Origin of the sequence: Gelatiniphilus marinus (genome assembly GCF_042684345.1) — a bacterium.
Classification (GTDB): Bacteria; Bacteroidota; Bacteroidia; order Flavobacteriales; family Flavobacteriaceae; genus Gelatiniphilus; species Gelatiniphilus marinus.
In genome coordinates this window covers 498,581-520,763 of sequence record NZ_JBHULK010000001.1, presented here as the reverse complement: position 1 = coordinate 520,763, position 22,183 = coordinate 498,581, and the positions used below count along the sequence as shown (strand labels likewise).

Here is a 22,183-nt window from a genome sequence, read left to right as displayed (position 1 = left end):
TTCTTTTAATCAAACGTATTTTTAGATATATCAATACCATATTTTTCAAACCTTCTATATAAAGCACCTCTACTTAATCCCAGAGCTTTTGCAACCTGACTAATGTTTTGGTTATAATAGGTTAATGTTTTAATAATCATGGCTTTTTCAATTTCGTCCATAGACATTGCACCGGGCTCTGGAAGCGTACCTTTATTGGGGTTTGAAACATTGTTTTGCAATTGTTCATTAAAGTGTTTTATTTCCAGTGTTCCTTCTTTATTTATTAAAACGCTGCGTTCTATAAGGTTTTTGAGTTCCCTGATGTTGCCGTAAAATTTAAGTTTAGATAGCCATGAATATGCACGTTTACTAATTTGAATATCTTTAAATCCGTAAAGGGTGTATTAAAAACCATAAATACACTAAAAATTAGAGTTAATTGGTTCTATGTTATTTAACATCAAACAAGCTATTTACCGTAATGTAACGGCTAACATTAAAACCTTCGGCATATTCAACACCAACTAAGCGCCCTAAATCCCTTGCTCTGTAAGTTATACTGTCGGTAAAGTTCTTGCTGGAAATTGGTGTTTCCGGTGCTTTACTTGCGGCATCATAAAACTGGGTTTTATAGGCAAAAACAGCTTTAAGCTTAACATCTATAAAATCAGATACATCAACCACCAAATCGGGTTTTAAATTTCTCCATTGTATGTAGTGGTACACTTGTTTTGGCCGCCATGGGTTTTGCTTAGTACCGTTTACATGGGTTTCAATTTTAATCAATCCACTTAAAAAACAGGCATCACTTACCAGTTTGCTTCCTTTTGCATGGTCAATATGCCTATCATCAATAGCGTTGCAGATTACAAGTTCAGGTTGGTATTTACGAATGGTTTTAATAATTTCTAGTTGATGTTGTTTATCGTTTACAAAAAAACCATCGGCAAACCCTAGGTTTTCCCTAACCGAAACACCTAATATTTTTGCGGCATTACTAGATTCTTCTGCTCTGGTTAATGCAGTACCACGGGTTCCCAGTTCGCCTTGTGTTAAGTCTATAATGCCAACTTTTTTACCGTTTGCTATTTCTTTTGCTAGGGTTGCACCACAGCCTAATTCTACATCGTCTGGATGCGCACCAAAGGCAAGAATATCTAATTTCATATGTTATATATTATTCATAAAAACCAAAAATAGCTTTTTAGAGTTATTATTTTCTTAGTTTTTATTCATTTTTTTAAATAATCACATCTAATAATGCAATAAAAAATAGGAAATTCACAAAACCCACTATTACGAAAACGTATTCGTTAATGCTTTTTATTCTTTTTTATTGATAAATATAACAATAATTGAAAAACGCCCCCTAAAACAAAAGCATGACATTAATCATAATTATAAAAGAACATCTACTGTAAATTTACATTATACAATTAGGCAGCTAACAAAAGATGCCAAAAACAATAAAATAATTTTACAGTATGATCTATTTAATGCTCCTGATATTAACAATTACAATCGCACTTTTTGTTTGGGGCAAATTCACACCAGATATTGTAGCCCTAATATCTATGATTAGTTTGTTTTTAACAGGAATTTTAGATGCCACCGAAACCCTAAGTGGTTTTAGCAATCCAACGGTAATAATGATTGCTGCACTATTTATAATTGGCGAGGGCATTGCACAAACAGGTTGGACCGCCATGGCTGGTAAAAAGTTTGTGGAGTGGGCCGGAAAAAGTGTTCCTAAACTATTGGTTATTGTATCGCTTGGTGCTGGTGTATTATCTGGTTTTGTTAGTAACACAGGTACTGTGGCCACTTTAATGCCTTTAACTATCTCTTCGGCTTGGAGCATTGGCACGCTGCCTTCAAAAATGCTAATGCCAGTGGCTTTTGGATCGAACACCGGCGGATTGCTAACCCTAACGGGGACTCCACCAAACATTATTGCAAGCAATGCCCTTATAGATGCTGGTTTTGACGGGTTTTCGTTCTTTGAATTTGCTTTAATTGGTTTGCCTTTGCTTTTAATAGCATTAGTGTATTTTAGATATGCTGGTTATAAATTGCTACCAAAAAACAAAACAAACAATAAGCCCGTAAATATCGAATCTACTTTGCACAATTGGATTGAAGCCTATAAAATAGATAGCGGATATTATAGATTGCGCATCCGGTCCATTTCGCCATTAATTAACACAAAATTAGAAGACTGGCATCTGGAAAGAGATTATAATGTATCTATAATTAGATTAAAAAGAAGACACCCTAATGTACTAAAAGGTATTGCTCAATTTGAAGAGTTTCCAGATCCCTCTACAGAATTGCGCTACCACGATATTATTACTGTAAAAGGTGAAACTGAAGCTATTAATAAACTAATGATTACTTTTAGATTAGGGTTTTTACCATTAGAACCTATTACAGACGAATTAAAAAACAACCTAATTAACCAAGAGGTTGGAATGACCGAAGTGATTGTTAACCCCAACTCATTATTAGTTGGAAGACGCTATAAATTAGGCGATTATTTTAAACGCTACGGTATTCAGCTATTAGCAGCTTCAAGAAACAACAAACCCTTAAAAGAAAAAGAAATTACCGTAAAAGCTGGAGATGCCTTTTTAATACGTGGCACCTGGGAGCACATAGACGACCTAAAAAAACAACACGAAAACCTAGTTATTATTGGAAGTCCAGAAGGTATGGCGAAAAACGTAGAGCGTTTAAGCACAAAATCTTACATCGCGTTGGCTTCATTAATACTGATGATAATATTTATGGTATTTAAAATTGTACCGGGCTCTATCGCGGCATTAATCTCGGCTGGTATAATTTTACTTACAGGATGCGTACCCATATCAAAAGCCTACAAGGGCATTAGTTGGACCAGTGTGGTTATGATTGCCGCTATGATACCCATGGGCATTGCACTGCAAAAAACAGGAACCGCGCAAGTAATTGCAAACGGATTAGTAGAATATTTGGGTGCTATACATCCCGTAGCCCTATTAGGCGGTGTGTTTTTACTAACCACTACCTTTAGCCAAGTAATAAACAACTCTGCAACAGCAGTATTAATGGCACCAATAGCCATACTTGCTGCAAGCTCTTTAAACCTATCGCCAGAACCCTTTATGATAGTGGTGGCCATAAGTGCATCAACAGCGTTTTTAACACCAATTGGTACCACAACAAATGCAATGGTAATGACTGCTGGTGGTTATAAATTTATGAATTACCTAAAAGTTGGCGCACCATTGCTTTTAATATTCTTTTTAATATCAATGATACTCGTGCCAATAATCTGGCCATTTTAAAATAAATATATTATTAATAAGAACCTTTAAATTTTATAAAAATGAAAACAACAGGAACAGTTCAGAACGACAAAAACCTTGAAAGGTACGGATTAAAAGATGTAACAGTAAACTGGAATTTATCGCCGGAAGAACTTCAAAAGATTACTGTTGAAAAAGGCATGGGGAAAGAAACCGCCAACGGCACACTAGCTATAAATACTGGTAAATTTACCGGACGCTCCCCACAAGACCGTTTTTTAGTAAAAGACGATTATACAGCAGATAAAGTGTGGTGGGGAAAAACCAATAAAGCAGTATCTCCAGAGAACTTCGATAAACTTAAAAACGAAATAACCAAATACCTTTCTGGAAAAGAAATCTATGCACGTGATGGTTACGTGTGTGCAGATCCGGAATTTAGAACAAATATTAGAACAGTAACCGAGCTACCATGGTCTAACCTATTTGTTTACAATATGTTTTTAAGACCAAGCGAAAAAGAGCTGGAAAACTTTAAAGAAGACTGGTTAATTCTTTGTGCTCCTGGGTATGAGTGCCCAGACCCAAAAGCATTTGGTATTCGCCAAGGCAATTTCTCTATACTAAACTTTACACAAAAAATAGCTTTAGTTGGAGGGTCTGCTTATACAGGCGAAATGAAAAAAGGTATTTTCTCTGCATTAAATTTAATTTTACCAACCGAACACAACGTACTGCCAATGCACTGTTCTGCAAACGTTGGTAAAAAAGGAGACACCGCTATTTTCTTCGGATTATCGGGTACAGGAAAAACAACATTATCTGCAGATCCAGACAGAAAACTAATTGGTGACGATGAGCATGGTTGGACAAAAGACAACACCATCTTTAATTTTGAAGGCGGATGTTATGCCAAGGTTATAGACCTTACCGAAGAAAAAGAACCAGACATTTTTAGAGCCGTAAAACCGGGGGCTCTACTTGAAAATATTGTACTAAAAGATAATGGCGAACCCGATTATAAAGATAGCAGCATTACACAAAATACCCGTGTAAGCTACCCTATTTATCATATCGATAATATTCAAGAAACGCTTTATGCCGATAATCCTAAAAACATCTTTTTCTTAACCTGTGATGCTTTTGGGGTATTGCCTCCTGTATCAAAATTAACACCTGGTCAAGCGGCATACCACTTTATTTCTGGATATACTGCTAAAGTTGCCGGAACCGAAGCCGGTATTACAGAACCTGTACCATCGTTCTCAGCTTGTTTTGGCGAGCCTTTTATGCCATTGCACCCAACCGTTTACGGCGAAATGCTAAGTAAAAAAATGACCGAAGCTGGTGTTAAGGTATGGCTAATAAACACCGGATGGAGCGCTGGACCTTACGGTGTTGGGTCTCGTATAAAATTAAAATATACAAGAGCTATGATTACCGCAATCCTTAACGGAGAGCTGGATAACGTAGATTACGATCAAAACTTTATTTTCGGCTTACACATGCCAAAATACTGTCCAGGCGTACCATCAGAAATTTTAGACCCGATGAACACATGGCTACAAAAAGGCGCTTATGTGGGCAAAGCAATACAATTGGCGCACTCGTTCCATTTAAACTTCGAGAAATTTGCCTCTCAAGCCTCCGAACAAATTATTGAAGGTGGTCCATTAATTGATCAGCACCATCACTTAAACGAACACTTTTAATAGGTTCTTATTTAATCCAGAAAGGAGCTCTTTTTTAGGAGCTCCTTTCCTTTTTTTCTTTACTAAGCAATATTAACCGCTACACCTTTTCAAGACATTGTATATTTTAGCAATTTAAAATCATGAAGTATTTACTAACCACATTACTTACAATACTAACCCTTTCACTAAGTTATGCACAAACCAACGCAGAAGACGAATTAGGTGCTTGGTACACACTTTCGGGCTCGCACAAAATTTCTAACAATTTTAGCATAGGCACCCTTGCACAACTATGGCTTTTTGAAGAAACCCAAAACTTTAATTTTATATTACTAACAGGCGGATTAAACTACCACGTATCGCCAAAATTAACCACAACAATTGCTTTTAGCTATGCCGATATTGATGGTGGTTTTAACACCAACAGCCCACATACTTTCGAAAACCGTTTGGCAGAACAAATAGTGTTTAAACACAAAACCTCTAAACTCCCCATAGATCATAGGTTTAGGGCAGAACATAGGTTTTTTAGCAAATTGAATACCAATACAACTAAACACCGTTTCCGTTACAGATTAGGAACTAAAATTGTTTTAAACAAACACTTGTTTTTAAGGCTAAACGATGAGTTTCTCGTTACACTAAATAGCAACAAACTTACAGAAAACAGATTTTACAGTGCGTTGGGTATTAACATTAATAAATCCAGCAATTTGCAGTTCGGGTATTTAAACAGAAAAATAAAAGGACAAAATTTTCATCGCTTACAGGTTAGTTTATTTTTTAAAACAGATTTAAGAAAGAAAAAAAGCTAAATTCTAAAACAATTTAAAAGCTAAAAAACACCCCGCAATTACGTTTATCATGCAAAAGTCCATGCAACTATTTGCGATATTTTATGGCCTTGTCCCATATTAATCGTTTTAACCTGAGTTGCTCCCAATTTTTTCAATGATGCAAAAACACCTTTAACCAACTCTTTTTTTGATACCAAGGTTGTAAACCAAATACATTGATTTTTAAACAAAGCACTTTCAAATAAATAATTATGAATAAATGCTTTTTCGCCGCCTTTGTACCACAGTTCGTTGTGTGTGCCAGCAAAATTTCTTACTACTTTATCTGTTGCCTTATTTAAACCTTTTAATTTTCGAGTTGTAGCTTCTAAGGCATCGACTTCCGATTTATAGAATGGCGGATTGCATATCGATACTGAAAATTTATCAACTTCATTTAAAATACCATTTAAAATTTTAGAACTATCCTTTTGATGCCTTAAAGCAATTGCACTGTTTAGTTTGTTTTTATCAATGATTTTTTGAGCGTTTTGCAATGAAACTTTATCAATATCCGAAGCCACAAAATTCCAATTATATTCGGCAACACCTAAAATGGGATATATGCAAGTTGCGCCTGTGCCAATATCTAAAACGCTAATCTTTTCATTTATGTTTGAAGCTTTAAGCAAATCGGCTAAATAATTAATATAGTCAGCACGACCGGGAATTGGCGGACATAAATTTACATCTGGAAATTCCCAAAAATTAATATTATAATGGTGTTTCAACAATGCCGTATTTAATGCTTTTACAGCTTTTGGGTTTGCGAAATCTATGGTTTTGGTTTCGTATGTATTTACAAACACAAATGCTTTTAATGTTGAATATGATTCGCATAAAGCATCAAAATCGTAACCCGATTTATGTTTGTTTTTTGGGTGTAAGTTAAAATTAGTTTTGATAATTGTATTAATTTGAATCAAAATTACAAAATAGATTTTTAGGTCGTTTATTTGCAATCTAATATCTTCGCCAAAAAATTTTATCTAAATGTTAAAAGCTGTTATTTTTGATATGGACGGTGTTATTGTTGACAGCGAGCCCTTGCACCACAAAGCCTATCAAAACATGTTTAACGATGTAAATATCAAGGTGCCCGATGCACTTTACCAATCGTTTACCGGAAAAGCCACCTTACCTATTTGCCAAACGCTGCGAGATACTTTCAATCTTAATGAATCTGCTGAAGAATTAGTTGCCATAAAACGAAAGCATTTTAAGTATTTGTTTGATAACGATGATGGTTTTCAATTAATTGATGGTGTTTTAGAGCTCATTAAAGATTACCACGAAAATGGCTTAAAATTAGTATTGGCCTCTTCGGCATCAATGCCCAATATCAATAGAATTTTTACACGTTTTAACCTCAACCCTTATTTTATAGATAAACTAAGTGGAGCCGATTTAAAAGCCTCGAAACCACACCCAGAAATTTTTATAAATGCCGCCAAAGCCTCAGGTTTTAAACGTGAAGAGTGTATGGTTATCGAAGATTCTACCAATGGTATAAAAGCCGCAAATGCTGCCCATATTTTTTGCGTAGGGTTTGATAGCAAACATTCTAAAAATCAAGATTATTCAATCGCCGATAAAGTGATTACTGATTTTAGGGAGATTCGGTTTTCTGAAATCCATAATATATTTTAAATTCAGAAAAGCAAAAAATTCAAGTTAAAATAAAACTACAGTAAAAAAACAAGTAGCTGCCTGAAAAGTAATTTGTAGTGTTATAATGACAAACTACTTTTGTTTTGCCTTTTCAGACAGCCTCTTGAAAAATTATAAGGTTTCCTTCAACCATTTAAAAAATTCTGTTTGCCAAACTATAGCGTTCTGCGGATTAAGAATCCAGTGGTTTTCATCAGGAAAATACAGTAATTTACTTTTTATATCCAATAGCTGCGCCGCTTGAAAGGCACTTAAACCTTGCTCTATAGGTACTCGGTAATCTTTACCACCTTGAATAATTAATATAGGGGTATCCCATTTCGAGACCATGTTTATAGGATTAAATTCGTTATAAGCCTTTTGTGCTACTGTGTTGTTTTTATCCCAATAATTACCGCCCCAATCGTGGTTTACAAAAAACAGTTCTTCGGTTGTGCCGTACATGGTTCGGTTATCAAAAACCCCATCGTGCGAAATAAAGGTTTTAAAACGTTTGTTATGTATTCCGGCTAAATAAAACACAGAATACCCGCCAAAACTAGCGCCAATGGCTCCTAGCCTATCGTTATCTACATAAGGTTCTTTGGCAAGAGCGTCAATGGCACTTAAATAATCGTCCATTACTTGTCCGCCCCAATCCTTACTTATGGCTTCATTCCATTCCACACCATGCCCTGGCATTCCACGACGGTTTGGAGCGACTATAATATAACCTTGCGATGCCATAAGCTGAAAATTCCAACGGAAAGAATAAAACTGTGATAATGGCGACTGCGGGCCACCTTGTGCGTATAGTAAAGTTGGATATTTTTTTGAAGCATCAAAATTTGGAGGCAAAATAACCCAAACCAACATTTGCTTATTATCGGTTGTGGTTACATAGCGTTTTTCGATTTTTGGCATATCGATTTTGCTGTAAAAATCGGTATTAAGGTTTGTAATCTGATTGAAGGTTTTCTTCTTTAAATCGAAACTATACACTTCTTTGGCATGATTCATATCGGTACGCGTTACCAAAAGTTTGTTTTTGGTTTCGGCAATAATACCGGTTACATCAAAATACCCTTCGGATAATTGGGTTACCACTGGGGCGATACGCTTTTTACCGGGATAGTTAACCTTAAACAGTTGAATGGTACCATCTACAGGTGCTGTAAAATAAATGCGTTTGCCATTATTGCTCCACTTAAAGCTTCTTACTGTACCATCCCATTGGGCTGTAAGGTTTTGTGCTACGCCGTTATTTAAAACTACAATGTCGTTTTTATCGCTTTCATAACCATCGGTTTTCATTTGCAACCACGCTAAATCGCCTAAGCTTGAAAAATTTGGGTTTGTATCGTAGCCCAAGTTTTTTTCTGTAATATTGGTGGTTGTTTTTGTAGCTAAATCGTATTTATAAATATCGGTATTCGTGCTTGTAGCGTATGCTTTTCCTTTTAATTTTTTACTTACGTAATAAATGCTTTTGCTATCGGGGCTCCAAATATAATCTTCGTCGCCTCCAAAGGGACGTTGCGGACTGTAATAGGGTTCGTTTGGCATAATATCGATAGCAGCTTCATTGGCAGCGTTTTTTTCTTTATAGAATACGTGGTTGTAATTTCCGTCGTTCCAAGTGTCCCAATGCCTGTTGTCCAAATCGGTAAAAATGTAAGCATCAGACTTTGGTAAGGATTTATAAACATCAATACTGTGTATGGCTTCGATAGCAACCGGTTTATCAAACATTTTATATTTGCCATCGGGCGATATGTTTTTATCTGTTACTGCTACTTCGTTTTTAGTTATTTTTTCGGCTGTGCCACCCTGTATTGCTATTTTGTAATAGCTATAATCAAAACCATTGGTTTCCATATTTGGCACGCTTACTCGGTAAAATAGCTTGTCGCCTTCGTTGTTTAAGCCTAAAACACTTATACGTTCTAATTGCCATAGGCGTTCTGGAGTCATTAATTCTTGCCCTTGGACTAAGAGGACGCTTAAAAAAAGCCCAAAAAATAGTGCAATTGTTCTCATGGATTTTAATTTTAATATGATGTTATTTTTATTTTTTCTTTTTAAATAATGCAATAAAACACACAAAGCGCCAAAGATAAACATATAAAGCATTTTAAGATTAATTACCCTATTGGAAAATGGTATTTCTTCTTTAAATTGATGAATACAAATAGCTTTAGACAGACTTGTTTTCTATTTATAATAATTAAGAACAAATAAGTGTTTCAATGCAATTATTTTAATTTTTGATTGGCTTTTTTATTAATGGCTTTTAACCGTTCCTTTCGCAACGCGTCTTCGGCTTTCTTTTTTTTCTTTTTCTGAGTCATTAATTTAGAATGCTTCGCTTTGTTTTTGGTGTTTTTCTCTCGTCCTGTTTTTGCCATAATACCTCCCTAGACCCTTCCAAAACAGGGACTTTATAAAATTAAATTGTTTTGTTTTGTTTTAACAGCGTATTTTGTTCTTCCATTAAATCGGTAAGTTTTGATAGCAGCTCAATATCTTTGGGTGTTGTTACGGTTTTATCTTTGGCATCGTGGGCTTTATTGCGCAGTCTATTCATAAATTTAACTACAATAAATATGGTAAACCCTATAATTATAAAATCTATAAAAGCTTCGCCCAAGGCACCGTAACCAATGGCAACTTCGTTTGTTAGTATTGTACCATCGGCATTTTCAACAGCATCTTTAAGTATAATGCGTTTATCTTTAAAATTTACACCATTAGTCAACAACGACAACGGTGGCAAAAATACCTTTTTTACCAATACATCTACCACTTTGTTAAAAGCAGCCCCAATAATAATTCCTATGGCCATATCCATCATATTACCTTTAACGGCAAACTCTTTAAACTCTTTAAATAGCTTCATTTTTTATTTGTTTTTTAAAAATTATGGTGCAAAGATATTCGTTTATCATTTGGGTTAAAAAAAGTAAACCTTATTTCTGTAGCTTACTTGATTTAAGCCACTGCTAAAATTATTGCTTAAGTAAGTAATATTTATATTTATTAGTCTAAAAGCTAATATTAACAATTATTAGTTTAAAAGCTAATAATTTTGTTTTCTTGGATTTATTTGTTTACTTTTGATCGCATTTATTTTTAATAACAAATGACAAGCATAATAACAGGCGACATTATAAATTCTAAAAAAATTTCTCCAAAACTATGGTTAGAGGTGCTTAAAACTGTTTTAAACAATTATGGCAGTTCGCCTTTAACATGGGAAATATACAGAGGCGACAGTTTTCAGTTGGAAGTTAATCCCAAAGACGCTTTAAAAGCTTGTATTTTATTAAAGGCAGCCATAAAACAATTTGAAAATCTAGACGTAAGGCTAGCCATTGGTATTGGCGACAAAACCTATAAATCGGATAAAATTACAGAATCCAACGGTAGTGCTTTTATTAACTCGGGCGAGTGTTTTGAGGCACTTAAAAAAACAACGCTCGCTGTAAAATCGCCTTTTACAGAATTTGACACCTCTATAAACATTATGCTAGAACTTGCCCAATTGGTTTTAAACAACTGGACAAGCACCTCGGCAATTCTTGTTAAAACCACCTTAGAAAACCCAGACCTAAACCAAAACCAATTGGCAGAAATCTTAAAAAAAACCCAAGGCAATATTAGCCAAGGTCTTAAACGCGCAGGGTTCGACGAAATTTCTAAACTATTGCGCTACTACAAAACCCAAATACAAAACCTATGCTAGCATTATTTATAAAACTAATATTGGCGCATTTTATAGGCGATTTTTTATTACAGCCGCAAAAATGGGTAACTCACAAAGAAAAGCACAAACACAAATCTAAATATCTATATTGGCATATTTTAGTACATTTGGGCGCGCTACTTTTAGTATTGCAAGCCAATTTAAACTATTGGTTGGGTTTATTAATCATTATTATTTCGCATTATAGTATTGATGTTATAAAACTTCATTTAAAATCTATACTTAATAATAGGCTGCTATTTGGCTTAGATCAGCTGGCACATTTAATAATAATTGCACTAGTTGTTGGCATTTACCAGCCTTATCAATTTACCATCAATTCGCTATACCATCCAGCATTTTTATTATTAATAACAAGCCTGTTGGCTGTAACGGTGGTTTCATCAATAATTATGAGAACCGTAATATCCAAATGGTATTTAAAAGAAGATAGTAACGGCAAATCCTTAAAAAACGCAGGCGAGTATATTGGTATTTTAGAGCGTTTGCTGGTATTCGTATTTATCGTAACACAGCATTGGGAAGGCATCGGGTTTCTATTGGCCGCAAAATCGGTGTTCCGTTTCGGCGACCTCTCAAAAGCCAAAGACCGCAAACTCACCGAATATATACTTATAGGAAGCTTACTAAGTTTTGGATTGGCAATCGTTTTCGGACTAAGCTACCAGTATGTTTTAAGATTAATATAATTAGGGCGCTACCCCAACCCTTCGACTCCGCTCAGGGCAATAGGGGTCGGGCTTTCGGCAGTCGCTTCCTCCTGCGTCGGCGAGCTTCAACAAATGCCTCAATCCCTAGCGCAGGCAAACCTGCAATGTGCAGTAATCAATTAGCAGTAAAGTTTTCAATCCGCTAAGGGTCGTTATAATTTAACTAATAATAAAAATATTGTCGCCACTAAACAGAGCTTAGCGGTTGCGAAGCAATCGATGTATAATGCCAAATTAGCCATGTCGAAATGAGGCACGATTGAGACATCTCTTAATACTTAAAAAAAGAATTATTCTATTTTTTTAATTTCATCTTGTATATGCTTTTTAAGAAATTCTTTCTCTTTGTTGTTAAGAGTTTTAAGAATTCCTACTCGACCATAAAAGCTAATATTTTCGTTGTCTTTATGAACCAAAACAATTAAAGGATAACCCTTTTTAGGTTCAAACATTTCTATGTTCTTTTCCTCTCCTTTTAAATGAATTGGGCGATCTAAGAAATAACTATAGCCTATATTTTTAACGATTGAAACATCAAAAGGATTATTACTTGGGTTTGCATAATTTATTATGCCTTGAACTTCATAAAAATCAGATTCATTAAAATCAGAATATTTTATCTTTGATTTACAAGAGGTAAATAAAATTATTAGTCCTAAAAATAAACTAAGGTTTTTTTTCAAATGGCTTAATTTACTTCTTATAATACTTTGCATATCCGCGATAAGCAAAAAACGCTAAAACCGCAACAATGGCAAAAGCAATGGCAATAAACTTAACACTTACAATTTGGTCGCCACTGGCGTAACTGTGCAAGCCGGCCAAATAGAAATTCACTCCAAAATAAGTCATTAAAATACTAGAAAACGCCACAATAGCCATCAGGTTAAAAAACCAGCGACCTCGCAACCCCGGAATTAATCGCATGTGTATTACAAAAGCATACACCATAATACTAATAAGCGCCCAAGTTTCTTTCGGGTCCCAGCCCCAATAACGTCCCCAGCTTTCGTTGGCCCACATGCCGCCTAAAAAGTTACCAATGGTTAACAATACCAAGCCCACGGTTAATGCCATTTCGTTAATTACGGTAAGCTCTTTTATGTTTAAATCCATTTTGGTTTTATTCGATTTGTTTGTAAAAATCATTAGCAACAGCGACACCACACCCAATATCATGCCTAAAGCAAATGGCCCGTAACTACCAACAATTACCGCCACATGAATCATAAGCCAATAACTATCTAAAACGGGCTGCAAATTGGCAATAGAAGGATCCATCCAGTTCCAATGGGCTATCATTAAAATCATAGCGGTTACAAAAGCTGTGGCGGCAATGGTTAAATCGCTCTTTCTGCCAAAGGCCAAACCAAAAAACATAGTTGCCCAAGCCACATAAATCATAGATTCGTAAGCATCGCTCCAAGGCGCATGGCCAGAGATGTACCAGCGCACAATTAAACCGGCAGTATGTAAAACAAACAGCCCGAGAATAGCAAACTTTAATACATTAACCGTAATGTTTATGGTTTTACTTTTATCTTTGAATATTTGAACAATAAGAATTACAAAAAGCAAAGTACCTGCATACAAATACCAACTGTAAAGCCTTTTAAAAATATCGTATTTGTTGTATAATACCTCGGTATTTATCTTTTTGTCGCTCAACATTACATTGGCACCGTATTGATGCTGTGTTTTTTTAAATGCGCCTAAAAGTTTTGAAGCTTCAGAGAAATCTCCGGTTTGTTTAGATTTGTTTAGCGTAAATAAATAAGCTCTAAATCCGTTTTTAATAAAATTGCCGTAAAGCGAATCAGAAATCCTATTGTTTATGGCTTTATCGTTTCTGTAATCGTAAGCCGAAATCCACTTATTGTTATCATCGTTAGGAATCGGAAATATTTTTAACGACATCCCTTCAACGGCGTTGTACAACAAACTAACACGCTGGTCGGTTTCCTTAAATTCTTTTTGATAACCATTTGGCACTTGGGCTTTGTAAGCATCTTCTAAGAAAGGCGATAATTTATACTCGCCTCTCATGGTAAAAAAATCGGCTAATGTGGCGTATTTTTCTTCTTTTTGTAAGCCTAGTAAGCTTCTAATAGAATCGCCCTTTTTAGGTTTTATATAAATAATTGGAACATTGTACCAAAGCAACGGGCTTTCTTGAATGGACAACAGTACTTGGTTGGCATCAAACCCCTCGTAAGTATCATTTTTACTTAATTTACGAAGCATTTCTGATGCGTATGTATTAACAGGTTTCATACGGCCGTTAAGATCCTGAATTACTAAATGCCCAAATTCGTTGGCATGTGCTTTTGGTGTTATATTGGCTTTTAATATAGAATCTATTTGCGCCTTTGATGGTTTGGAGTGCCTATGCCCATCGTTTTCTGAATGTTGCTGAGAAAATGCGGTTAACCCAAAACACAATAAGACAACAGAAAGTAATTTTGCTTTTTTTGCTTTTATTTTTTTGAGTTGCCTTTCTAAATCACCAAAACGCGAGCCTTTAACAAATAGAATGGCCATCATGCCAAAGTAGAGCATAAAATAACCTATGTAAGTGAGTAAAGTGCCCCAATAATCGTGGTTTACTGATAATATGGTGCCTTTTTCATCGGGATCGAAACTGGATTGAAAAAATCTGTAGCCACGGTGATTTAAAATATTATTCATGTATATTTTATAATCGAAATCGCCTTCTTGTTCGTCTAAAACAGTAACTTGACTTGAGAATGCCGAATATCCATTATCTGTTCCCGGATACCTTTCGGCTACAAAATCGTTCAACTTGATGTGAAATGGCAGCTCCAATACTTTAGATCCGTATTTAAAGGCAAAATCTAAACCACCAACTTTTATTTGTTTAAAAGCACTATTGGTACCTTTGCCGCCTAAAAGCCCAATGGTTTTGGTTTGGTTGTTTGCGGTAACTTTAAGCACTACACCATCTGCATCGTTTTTAAGAATTTCAGATTTTTGTACCACATCGAAAACCCCTTTTATAACGGGCTTAGGAAAAACCATTTGCATGTTGCCTATTTTATAAAGCGATCGTAAAATTAAAGGCTGCACACTATCTTTAACCACTATGCCTTGGGCTTGTGTTGCCATAGTTAAATAGCTGCCCTCGAAAGGTGATTGTATGGTTAATCCGCCATCAGAGTACGTTATGTTTATAGCACCATCGGTAGGATTATTAACGGCAATTAATATGTTATGTACATTGGCAATTTCTCCAACTTTTAAAAAATGGTTATGTGAACCATTGCCTCCGGCTTCGACTAGTTTTAAATATTCTTCGCCATCTTCATTAGGAATAATATCTTCTTCAGCTCCAGCTATAAATTTTTCTATTTCTATGGTTACGGGTTGGTTGTTGTAATCGGTATTTACCTTAAATTTGTTGTTTAAACGTTTGGAGAAATCGACCTCAGACTCTATAACGCGTCTTTGGTTTTGCCCGCTTATTACATAATCGCCATCAATGTATGTAGTAATGTATGTTTTTTGAGACAAAAAGGTGTTTTCTGCTGCGCCCTCCCGAATGGCCATCATGCCTTCAAAACTTACGTAACGGGTAATAAATGCACCTACCAGTATAAAAATAAACGACAAGTGCAATATTAAAGTTGCCCATTTTTCTTTTTTGTACAATCTGAACCTGAAAATATTGCCGGCAAAATTAATTACAAAAAATACCATTATAGCCTCGAACCACCAAGCATTGTAAATTAAATTTCGCGTATATGGTGTGGGCGATGTGTCTTGTCCGGCATCTAAAAACGTGCCTATGGCCATAGCCAGGGCAAAGGTTAAAAATAAAACAGCGGTAAGTTTGGTTGAGAATAGAATTTTGGCGAGTTTATTTTGCATATTAGCTACCTTTTTAGGTCGAGCAAATTTAAGGATTTTTTGTTGATTTTGATATGTTAAATTTTAAAAGAGTTGCCACAAATTCACTAATATTCTTGTTAAAAAATCCGATTATTGAAACTGTAAACCGTACAATGCCATTATGCTTTTTTTTGGTGCAAAGGCGCTAAGAATAATCACTAAAAACTGAGGCTGCGACTGTAAACAGCTTACTGAGATCTGGCTTCAAATATTTTTAAATACAAGAAGGTCCCCATTTTTCGGGCGCGTCGTTTGGCATTTTCGGCGTATTGGCCTTCAAAAAGTTCATCAACGGTTTTAAACCACAAGTTTAACCAAAGCCCGAAATGCAATTCTGAGATCGTGTTATTATTTTCTTTATCCACTTTTACATGAGCTTCCAAAGGGTTTCCTTGGTATCGTTTTTCCAACTTTCGCGTTATAAACAAACTCGATTCCCAAAAGGTGGTTAGTTTATCTAGGTGTTCGTCCCAATCCTTAATTACATCATTAAAAAAAGGGCCTAAAACATTATCTTTTCTAACTTCTTTGTAAAATGAAGAGACCAACAAAAACACATCGGCTCTGGTTTCAATATCTTTTTTATCCATAATAAACAAAGATAAAGCATAAGTCTTTTATATAATATAATACTTGCTTATTTTCGCCGTATGATTTCAGTAGTTATTCTTGGCGCGGGCAATGTAGCCACTCACCTATTTAAAGCTTTTAATAAAGCTGGAAATGTTGTTGTAAAGCAATGGTACAACAGAAGTTTAAAACCCATTGTTACGTATAAAAACGAAGTTGAAGTTATTGATGATTTGTCAACATTAAAAAATGCCGATGTCTATATTATAGCCGTTAGCGACGATGCCATTGCAGAATTATCTGAACAGCTACCGTTTGAAAACAAATTGGTTGTACACACCTCGGGCGGTGTTGGTGTTTACGATATTGATAAAAAGCTAAAACGCGGTGTGTTTTATCCGTTGCAAACCTTTAGTAAAGATGCCGAAATGGATTTTAAAAACGTGCCAATTTGCATTGAAACCATCGACAAAAAAGATTATCATATTTTAAAAGCACTGGCCATTTCCATAGGAAGCCCAACCAAAAAAGTTAACAGCGACCAACGCAGTGTGTTGCATTTAGCAGCTGTTTTTGTAAATAATTTCACGAATCAGTTATACAGAATAGGGCACGAAATTACTGAAAGCGAAGGTGCCGAGTTCGATTTATTAAAACCATTGATTTTTGAAACGGCAAAGAAAGCCCAGTACATATCGCCATACATGGCACAAACCGGTCCTGCTAAGCGAAACGACAAAAAAACCATAAAAAAGCATTTAAAAATTTTAAAAAACGAGCAGCATAAAGCCATTTACAAGCTGCTAACAAAATCTATACAGTTTACACATGGCACTTTTAAAGGCCAGTAACCAATTTTGAAAAAAACAATAATGGAAAACAAAAGTTATAAGGAATATTTAGAGCACATAACCACTTTTATTTTTGATGTAGATGGCGTTTTAACCGATGGCTCTGTTACCGTAACAACCACCGGAGAAATGCTTAGAAAAATGAATATAAAAGATGGCTACGGACTTAAAACCGCTGTTGATGCTGGATTTAACGTTTGTATAATTTCTGGTGGCAGCAACGAAGGAGTTCGAAAACGCTTAGAAGGTTTGGGTATTACAGATATTTATCTAGGTGCGCACAACAAAATTGAACAGCTTAACGATTACTTTGATAAAAAAGATATTAAATCTGAAAACGTACTGTATATGGGCGATGATATTCCCGATTTTCCCGTTATGAAGATTGTTGGCTTACCTTGCTCTCCGCAAGATGCCGTACCCGAAATTAAAAACATTTCAAAATATATTTCGCATAAAAAAGGTGGTAAAGGTGCGGTACGCGATGTTATTGAACAAGTGTTAAAAGTACAAGGGAAATGGAATGGGAACTTTAGCGCGAAGTATGATTAATTAGCTGTTAACTGTTAAAATAAATATTCGTGGCATACTTTTAACTATTCACTTTTAACTTTTAACTAAATGCGTGGCATTTTAAACTTAGTCCGTTGGAAAAACCTATTACTAATTGCCCTCGTGCAACTCTTAATAAAATACGCGTTTTTAGAATCTTTTGGGGTTGATTTTGGATTAAGCACTTTGCAAATTTCAATTTTAGTTATAGCTACCGTTTGCATTGCCGCAGCTGGTAATGTAATTAACGATATTTACGATGTTGAAACCGATTTTGTAAACAACCCCGATAAACTGATTGTTGGCAAATTCATTTCAGAAAAAACGGCTTACAATGTTTTTATTGTTTTAAATGTAATTGGTGTTGGTTTAGGCTATTATTTATCGCAATCGGTTGGCAGAATTGGGTTTTTCTCAATATTCGTTGTTATTTCTGCATTGCTTTATGTGTATGCTTCGTATTTAAAACCAGCCTTTTTAATTGGTAATATTATTATTTCCGCATTGGTGGCATTAAGTATTATTGTGGTTGGTATTTTTGAAATATTACCAATAATTACTACTGAAAACAGGCAAACTTTATTCACTTTTTTTAAAATAATTTTAGACTATGCCCTGTTTGCATTCATTATAAATCTTATCAGAGAAATCGCTAAAGATATTGAAGATATTGATGGCGATTATAAAGCTGGCATGCGCACACTTCCCATAGTTATTGGGCGAGAACGCGCGGGCAATATTCTTTTTATTTTAACTCTTATTCCGCTATTTGCGGTATCGTATTACACTATTAATTCGTTGTACAAAAACCAAGTGGCCGTTATTTATTTTTTAGTTTTAATTATTGCGCCTTTGCTTTATATTAGCATTAAATCATTCAACGCAAAAACAAAAAACGATTACCATCACATTAGTAATGTTTTAAAATTGGTGATGTTGTTCGGGATGTTGTCTTTGTTAATTTATTTACCTATTTTAAGGTGATATTTTTTATCGCAAAGTACCGACTGTAAATGAAAACTGCGACCGAAAACTAAAAAAATGCTAAACCAAAAACTAAAAAACCACAACATTATTTTAGCATCTGCTTCACCGAGGCGGCAAGCATTTTTTAAAAATTTAGGGTTGAATTTCGAGATTCGATTAAAACCCATAAAAGAAGAATACCCACCACGATTAACGCATTTTGAAATCTGCAATTATTTAGCACAACTAAAAGCGCTTCCTTTTAAAGAAGAATTAAAACCAAACGACATACTAATTACCAGCGACACCATTGTTTGGCACAACCACAAAGCTTTGGGCAAACCCAAAAACGAAGAAGAAGCGTTTTCTATTTTAAAAGCCTTAAGCAATACCACTCACGAAGTGATAACTTCGGTTTGTTTTACTACAACTTCTTTTGAAAAAACCATACATAATATTACCAAAGTTACTTTTAAGGAATTAATTGATAACGAAATAAATTTTTACATAAAAACCCACAAACCTTTTGATAAAGCTGGTGCTTACGGCATACAAGATTGGATTGGGCAAATTGGCGTTACAAAAATTGAAGGCTCGTATTTTAACGTTATGGGATTGCCCGTTCACGCTGTTTATAAAACGTTAAATGATATGGTAAACGCTTTATAAATTTGTAAATTTAGACATAAAATTTACTACTATGAAAAAGCTTATTAAAGCCGAAACTCTTTTTTGGCTCATTATTGGGTTGTTAATGTTAATAACATCTTGCAATAAAAAAAAGGCCACACAAGATTTAGCATCTAATTTTGAAACAGAAGCCGCCACTACAACACCAATATCTAAAGAGCCATCAGAAGCATTTAAAGCATATTGGTATGCTGGCAAAGCAGAAATTACGTCGTATAAATTAGAGCAAGCGCGTTACGGCGAAATACACCAAGGACAAGCCGTTTTAATTTATGTTACCGAAGATTTTCTGCCCAACCAACAGATAAAGGCCGATACCCAAAACCCCAATAACATTTCCGTTTTAAAGCTAAACGCCACTAAAAAATTCAACACGGGCTTGTATCCGTATTCCATTATGCAGAGCACCTTTTTTCCGGTTTCAAACAACCAGCACGCCATAAAAGTAACCAGTTCTATTCAAGAATGGTGCGGACAGGTTTATGCGCAATTAAACAATAAAAATCAGTTTGAAATTTCAGCATATTCATATTTTGAAAGTGAAGGCGACAAAAACTTCAAATTAGAAAAAGCTATTTTAGAAAACGAACTTTGGACCCAATTGCGCATCAATCCTAAAAGCTTACCAACAGGTAATTTACAAATTATACCATCGCTTGAATATAGCCAATTAAAACATACCGAATTAAAAGCGTACAAAGCCCAAGTTAGTTTAACCAACAATAGATATTTAATTGAATATCCTGAGCTAAACAGAACGTTAACCATTCAATTCAATCTAAATTTCCCGTACGATATTTTAGGTTGGGAAGAAACCCTTAAAAGCGGATTTGGTAAAAACGCCCAAACCTTAACCACAAGAGCCACCAAGTTAAAAACCATAAAATCTGCCTATTGGAAAAAAAACAGCAATACGCACAAAACGCTAAGAGATACGCTTCAACTCTACTAATATTGTATTAAAAACTAGCTATCTTTGCCAGACATTAATATTAATTAAAACATAATGTTTTCCAACACGCTTCAAGACCGACTCTTAATTACAGGTATTATTATTGTTTCCGTATTAATTATAAGAGCAATAACAAATTTTACCATTTCCAAAATAGCTAGAAAAAACGGTATTAACGATGCCCGAAAAAGACTTATGCGCAGGTACGTTAACGTAACGCTTTTTTTAATAGTACTATTAATTGAGGCCTTTGTTTTAGGAGCTCGTTTTGAAGATTTGGCCGTTGTTTTTTCTTCTGTGTTTGCTGTAATAGGTATTGGCTTATTTGCCATTTGGTCTATTTTAAGCAACGTAACTTCGGGCATAATTATGTTTTTTAACTTTCCGTACAAAGTTGGCGATAAAATAGAAATACATGACAAAGATTTCCCAATTACCGCTATTATTGAAGATATTAGGGCGTTTCAATTGCACTTACGTTTAGATGATGGCGATTTGGTAACTTACCCCAATAATTTAATCCTGCAAAAAGCGGTTACCCTTATAAAAAAAGACGCTATTGAAGATGACGGCGATGCTGTGTAATTATTCGTTATATTTATGGTTTACTTTATTTAAATGTCGAAATCAAGAAACAAAACCCATAATAAAAAACTAGGGCAAATACCCGGTAGTATTATTTATACCGGAAAAAAGGCATCACATAAACTTTTTATTGAAGCGTTCGATTATAACAAAGACCAATACATCGAAAAAGAATTGTTGGCCGTAGAAGAAAGTTTCGAGTTTAAACTTACAAATTCTACAACATGGATTAATTTAAACGGATTAAACCATGTTAACGACATAGAAAAACTGGGTAACCACTACAATTTGCACCCACTGGTTTTAGAAGATATTGTAAACATAGCACAACGCCCAAAAATCGATGAATACGAAGACTACCTATTTGTAGTTTTAAAAATGCTGTACTACGACGAAAACAACAACATAACCACAGAGCAAGTAAGCTTTGTTTTAGGAAAGAACTATGTGCTTTCATTCCAAGAATCAGACGGTGATGTTTTTGATACTGTTAGAGACAGAATCAGGCAAGCCAAAGGACGGGTTCGCAACATGCATGCCGATTACCTGCTTTATATTTTAATAGATGCCATTGTAGATTATTACTTTAGCATTATTGAAGTTTTAGGAGATAAAATCGAAGATTTTGAAACAGCCATTTTTAACGGGAAAATCACAGATGATGTTAGCAAAGATATTCAAGATTTAAAGCGAGAAATACTAAAAGTACGCCGCGCTATTTTTCCGCTTCGCGAAGTTATAAGTCGTATTGAAAAACACGAAAGCCCCTTAATTCAAAAGAAAACAAAAACCTTTTATCGCGATATTTTCGACCATTTAATTCAAGTTTCTGAAAACATAGATATTTACCGCGAAATGATCTGGAGTTTAATGGATATGTACATGACTACCATTAGCAATAAAATGAACGAGGTTATGAAAGTACTTACCATAATGGCTTCCATTTTTATACCGCTTACCTTTATTGCCGGCATTTACGGCATGAATTTCGAGTACATCCCAGAGCTAAAATATAAGTATTCCTATTTTATTTTATGGGGCGTTATGGTGCTGCTTTTTATTGGGATGCTGTTTTACTTTAAACGCAAAAAGTGGTTGTAATTTATTTTGTGTTTGGCTAAAGCCAAATTACATTTTCAATATTTATCTCAAGTTAAAGTATGAGGCTTTTTATAAAAGAGTA

22 protein-coding genes are annotated in these 22,183 nt (G+C 34.9%); 13 read left to right on the top strand and 9 right to left on the bottom strand.

Features of this window, described 5'->3' with window-relative positions; translation table 11 throughout:
• Positions 1–5 precede the first annotated feature (5 nt).
• Together ACFSQS_RS16175 and bshB1 are read right to left on the bottom strand one after the other, a co-directional pair.
• The gene (locus tag ACFSQS_RS16175) at positions 6–356 is read right to left on the bottom strand and encodes a helix-turn-helix domain-containing protein (protein WP_449267407.1); all 351 of its coding nucleotides are present in this window, start codon (positions 354–356) and stop codon (positions 6–8) included.
• 76 nt (positions 357–432) lie between these two features.
• Positions 433–1,149 (bottom strand): bacillithiol biosynthesis deacetylase BshB1, encoded by a 717-nt coding sequence (gene bshB1 / locus ACFSQS_RS02270; protein ID WP_388013439.1) that lies wholly within the window; start codon positions 1,147–1,149, stop codon positions 433–435.
• Between the two features lie 317 nt (positions 1,150–1,466).
• On the opposite strand from bshB1, the gene ACFSQS_RS02265 reads away from it, so the two are divergent.
• The 3 genes from ACFSQS_RS02265 to ACFSQS_RS02255 all read left to right on the top strand — a co-directional run bounded on the left by ACFSQS_RS02265 (position 1,467) and on the right by ACFSQS_RS02255 (position 5,778).
• Positions 1,467–3,308, top strand: a complete 1,842-nt coding sequence (locus ACFSQS_RS02265) for an SLC13 family permease (RefSeq protein ID WP_388013436.1) — start codon at positions 1,467–1,469, stop codon at positions 3,306–3,308.
• A 41-nt stretch (positions 3,309–3,349) separates the two neighbouring features.
• On the top strand, positions 3,350–4,981 hold the full coding sequence (gene pckA, locus ACFSQS_RS02260) for a phosphoenolpyruvate carboxykinase (ATP) (RefSeq protein ID WP_388013433.1): 1,632 nt from the start codon (positions 3,350–3,352) through the stop codon (positions 4,979–4,981).
• A 122-nt stretch (positions 4,982–5,103) separates the two neighbouring features.
• Complete coding sequence (locus ACFSQS_RS02255) at positions 5,104–5,778, top strand: DUF2490 domain-containing protein (protein WP_388013430.1); 675 nt, start codon at positions 5,104–5,106, stop codon at positions 5,776–5,778.
• Between the two features lie 47 nt (positions 5,779–5,825).
• On the opposite strand, the gene rlmF is transcribed toward ACFSQS_RS02255, so the two are convergent.
• The gene (rlmF, locus tag ACFSQS_RS02250; RefSeq protein WP_388013427.1) at positions 5,826–6,725 is read right to left on the bottom strand and encodes a 23S rRNA (adenine(1618)-N(6))-methyltransferase RlmF; all 900 of its coding nucleotides are present in this window, start codon (positions 6,723–6,725) and stop codon (positions 5,826–5,828) included.
• Between the two features lie 67 nt (positions 6,726–6,792).
• Here rlmF and ACFSQS_RS02245 point away from each other — a divergent pair, with 67 nt between their 5' ends.
• Positions 6,793–7,449 (top strand): HAD family hydrolase, encoded by a 657-nt coding sequence (locus ACFSQS_RS02245; RefSeq protein ID WP_388013424.1) that lies wholly within the window; start codon positions 6,793–6,795, stop codon positions 7,447–7,449.
• A 132-nt stretch (positions 7,450–7,581) separates the two neighbouring features.
• Here ACFSQS_RS02245 and ACFSQS_RS02240 read toward each other — a convergent pair whose 3' ends face one another.
• The 3 genes from ACFSQS_RS02240 to mscL form a co-directional block, all read right to left on the bottom strand.
• Entirely contained in the window at positions 7,582–9,489 is a 1,908-nt protein-coding gene (locus ACFSQS_RS02240) for a S9 family peptidase (RefSeq protein WP_388013421.1), read from the bottom strand.
• A 215-nt stretch (positions 9,490–9,704) separates the two neighbouring features.
• Complete coding sequence (locus tag ACFSQS_RS02235) at positions 9,705–9,857, bottom strand: hypothetical protein (RefSeq protein WP_388013418.1); 153 nt, start codon at positions 9,855–9,857, stop codon at positions 9,705–9,707.
• Between the two features lie 41 nt (positions 9,858–9,898).
• A complete protein-coding gene (gene mscL, locus ACFSQS_RS02230) occupies positions 9,899–10,348 on the bottom strand; it encodes a large conductance mechanosensitive channel protein MscL (RefSeq protein WP_388013415.1) in 450 nt (149 codons plus the stop codon).
• 243 nt (positions 10,349–10,591) lie between these two features.
• Here mscL and ACFSQS_RS02225 point away from each other — a divergent pair, with 243 nt between their 5' ends.
• A complete protein-coding gene (locus ACFSQS_RS02225) occupies positions 10,592–11,194 on the top strand; it encodes a SatD family protein (RefSeq protein ID WP_388013412.1) in 603 nt (200 codons plus the stop codon).
• Positions 11,188–11,904: a DUF3307 domain-containing protein gene (locus ACFSQS_RS02220; protein ID WP_388013409.1), complete on the top strand. Its 717-nt coding sequence runs from the start codon at positions 11,188–11,190 to the stop codon at positions 11,902–11,904. Before ACFSQS_RS02225 ends, ACFSQS_RS02220 begins: the two co-directional genes overlap by 7 nt.
• 311 nt (positions 11,905–12,215) lie before the next feature.
• On the opposite strand, the gene ACFSQS_RS02215 is transcribed toward ACFSQS_RS02220, so the two are convergent.
• From ACFSQS_RS02215 to ACFSQS_RS02205, 3 genes are all read right to left on the bottom strand, one after another.
• Positions 12,216–12,608 (bottom strand): hypothetical protein, encoded by a 393-nt coding sequence (locus ACFSQS_RS02215; protein ID WP_388013406.1) that lies wholly within the window; start codon positions 12,606–12,608, stop codon positions 12,216–12,218.
• Between the two features lie 10 nt (positions 12,609–12,618).
• Positions 12,619–15,813: a cytochrome c biogenesis protein CcsA gene (gene ccsA / locus ACFSQS_RS02210; RefSeq protein ID WP_388013403.1), complete on the bottom strand. Its 3,195-nt coding sequence runs from the start codon at positions 15,811–15,813 to the stop codon at positions 12,619–12,621.
• A 209-nt stretch (positions 15,814–16,022) separates the two neighbouring features.
• Positions 16,023–16,424, bottom strand: coding sequence for a group III truncated hemoglobin (locus tag ACFSQS_RS02205; protein WP_388013400.1), 402 nt, complete (start codon positions 16,422–16,424; stop codon positions 16,023–16,025).
• 60 nt (positions 16,425–16,484) lie between these two features.
• Between ACFSQS_RS02205 and ACFSQS_RS02200 the strand changes: the two genes are divergently transcribed.
• The 7 genes from ACFSQS_RS02200 to corA all read left to right on the top strand — a co-directional run bounded on the left by ACFSQS_RS02200 (position 16,485) and on the right by corA (position 22,101).
• Complete coding sequence (locus ACFSQS_RS02200) at positions 16,485–17,255, top strand: Rossmann-like and DUF2520 domain-containing protein (protein ID WP_388013397.1); 771 nt, start codon at positions 16,485–16,487, stop codon at positions 17,253–17,255.
• A 21-nt stretch (positions 17,256–17,276) separates the two neighbouring features.
• The gene (locus ACFSQS_RS02195) at positions 17,277–17,807 is read left to right on the top strand and encodes a KdsC family phosphatase (RefSeq protein ID WP_388013394.1); all 531 of its coding nucleotides are present in this window, start codon (positions 17,277–17,279) and stop codon (positions 17,805–17,807) included.
• Between the two features lie 69 nt (positions 17,808–17,876).
• Positions 17,877–18,791 (top strand): geranylgeranylglycerol-phosphate geranylgeranyltransferase, encoded by a 915-nt coding sequence (locus ACFSQS_RS02190; protein WP_388013391.1) that lies wholly within the window; start codon positions 17,877–17,879, stop codon positions 18,789–18,791.
• Positions 18,792–18,848: 57 nt separating this feature from the next.
• Positions 18,849–19,442 carry a Maf-like protein gene (locus ACFSQS_RS02185; protein ID WP_388013388.1) on the top strand — a complete coding sequence of 198 codons (594 nt, stop codon included), beginning with the start codon at positions 18,849–18,851 and terminating at the stop codon, positions 19,440–19,442.
• Positions 19,443–19,473: 31 nt separating this feature from the next.
• Positions 19,474–20,415: a septum formation inhibitor Maf gene (locus tag ACFSQS_RS02180; protein ID WP_388013385.1), complete on the top strand. Its 942-nt coding sequence runs from the start codon at positions 19,474–19,476 to the stop codon at positions 20,413–20,415.
• Positions 20,416–20,469: 54 nt separating this feature from the next.
• Positions 20,470–21,000, top strand: coding sequence for a mechanosensitive ion channel domain-containing protein (locus ACFSQS_RS02175; protein ID WP_388013382.1), 531 nt, complete (start codon positions 20,470–20,472; stop codon positions 20,998–21,000).
• Between the two features lie 33 nt (positions 21,001–21,033).
• The gene (gene corA / locus ACFSQS_RS02170; protein ID WP_388013379.1) at positions 21,034–22,101 is read left to right on the top strand and encodes a magnesium/cobalt transporter CorA; all 1,068 of its coding nucleotides are present in this window, start codon (positions 21,034–21,036) and stop codon (positions 22,099–22,101) included.
• Positions 22,102–22,183 lie beyond the last annotated feature (82 nt).

Bases quoted from the DNA above. Each gene is read 5' to 3' on its own strand.
- bshB1 (WP_388013439.1), bottom strand. From the start codon at position 1,149: ATGAAATTAGATATTCTTGCCTTTGGTGCGCATCCAGACGATGTAGAA.
- ACFSQS_RS02265 (WP_388013436.1), top strand. From the start codon at position 1,467: ATGATCTATTTAATGCTCCTGATATTAACAATTACAATCGCACTTTTT.
- pckA (WP_388013433.1), top strand. From the start codon at position 3,350: ATGAAAACAACAGGAACAGTTCAGAACGACAAAAACCTTGAAAGGTAC.
- ACFSQS_RS02255 (WP_388013430.1), top strand. From the start codon at position 5,104: ATGAAGTATTTACTAACCACATTACTTACAATACTAACCCTTTCACTA.
- ACFSQS_RS02245 (WP_388013424.1), top strand. From the start codon at position 6,793: ATGTTAAAAGCTGTTATTTTTGATATGGACGGTGTTATTGTTGACAGC.
- ACFSQS_RS02240 (WP_388013421.1), bottom strand. From the start codon at position 9,489: ATGAGAACAATTGCACTATTTTTTGGGCTTTTTTTAAGCGTCCTCTTA.
- ACFSQS_RS02235 (WP_388013418.1), bottom strand. From the start codon at position 9,857: ATGGCAAAAACAGGACGAGAGAAAAACACCAAAAACAAAGCGAAGCAT.
- mscL (WP_388013415.1), bottom strand. From the start codon at position 10,348: ATGAAGCTATTTAAAGAGTTTAAAGAGTTTGCCGTTAAAGGTAATATG.
- ACFSQS_RS02225 (WP_388013412.1), top strand. From the start codon at position 10,592: ATGACAAGCATAATAACAGGCGACATTATAAATTCTAAAAAAATTTCT.
- ACFSQS_RS02220 (WP_388013409.1), top strand. From the start codon at position 11,188: ATGCTAGCATTATTTATAAAACTAATATTGGCGCATTTTATAGGCGAT.
- ccsA (WP_388013403.1), bottom strand. From the start codon at position 15,813: ATGCAAAATAAACTCGCCAAAATTCTATTCTCAACCAAACTTACCGCT.
- ACFSQS_RS02205 (WP_388013400.1), bottom strand. From the start codon at position 16,424: ATGGATAAAAAAGATATTGAAACCAGAGCCGATGTGTTTTTGTTGGTC.
- ACFSQS_RS02200 (WP_388013397.1), top strand. From the start codon at position 16,485: ATGATTTCAGTAGTTATTCTTGGCGCGGGCAATGTAGCCACTCACCTA.
- ACFSQS_RS02195 (WP_388013394.1), top strand. From the start codon at position 17,277: ATGGAAAACAAAAGTTATAAGGAATATTTAGAGCACATAACCACTTTT.
- ACFSQS_RS02190 (WP_388013391.1), top strand. From the start codon at position 17,877: ATGCGTGGCATTTTAAACTTAGTCCGTTGGAAAAACCTATTACTAATT.
- ACFSQS_RS02185 (WP_388013388.1), top strand. From the start codon at position 18,849: ATGCTAAACCAAAAACTAAAAAACCACAACATTATTTTAGCATCTGCT.
- ACFSQS_RS02180 (WP_388013385.1), top strand. From the start codon at position 19,474: ATGAAAAAGCTTATTAAAGCCGAAACTCTTTTTTGGCTCATTATTGGG.
- ACFSQS_RS02175 (WP_388013382.1), top strand. From the start codon at position 20,470: ATGTTTTCCAACACGCTTCAAGACCGACTCTTAATTACAGGTATTATT.
- corA (WP_388013379.1), top strand. From the start codon at position 21,034: ATGTCGAAATCAAGAAACAAAACCCATAATAAAAAACTAGGGCAAATA.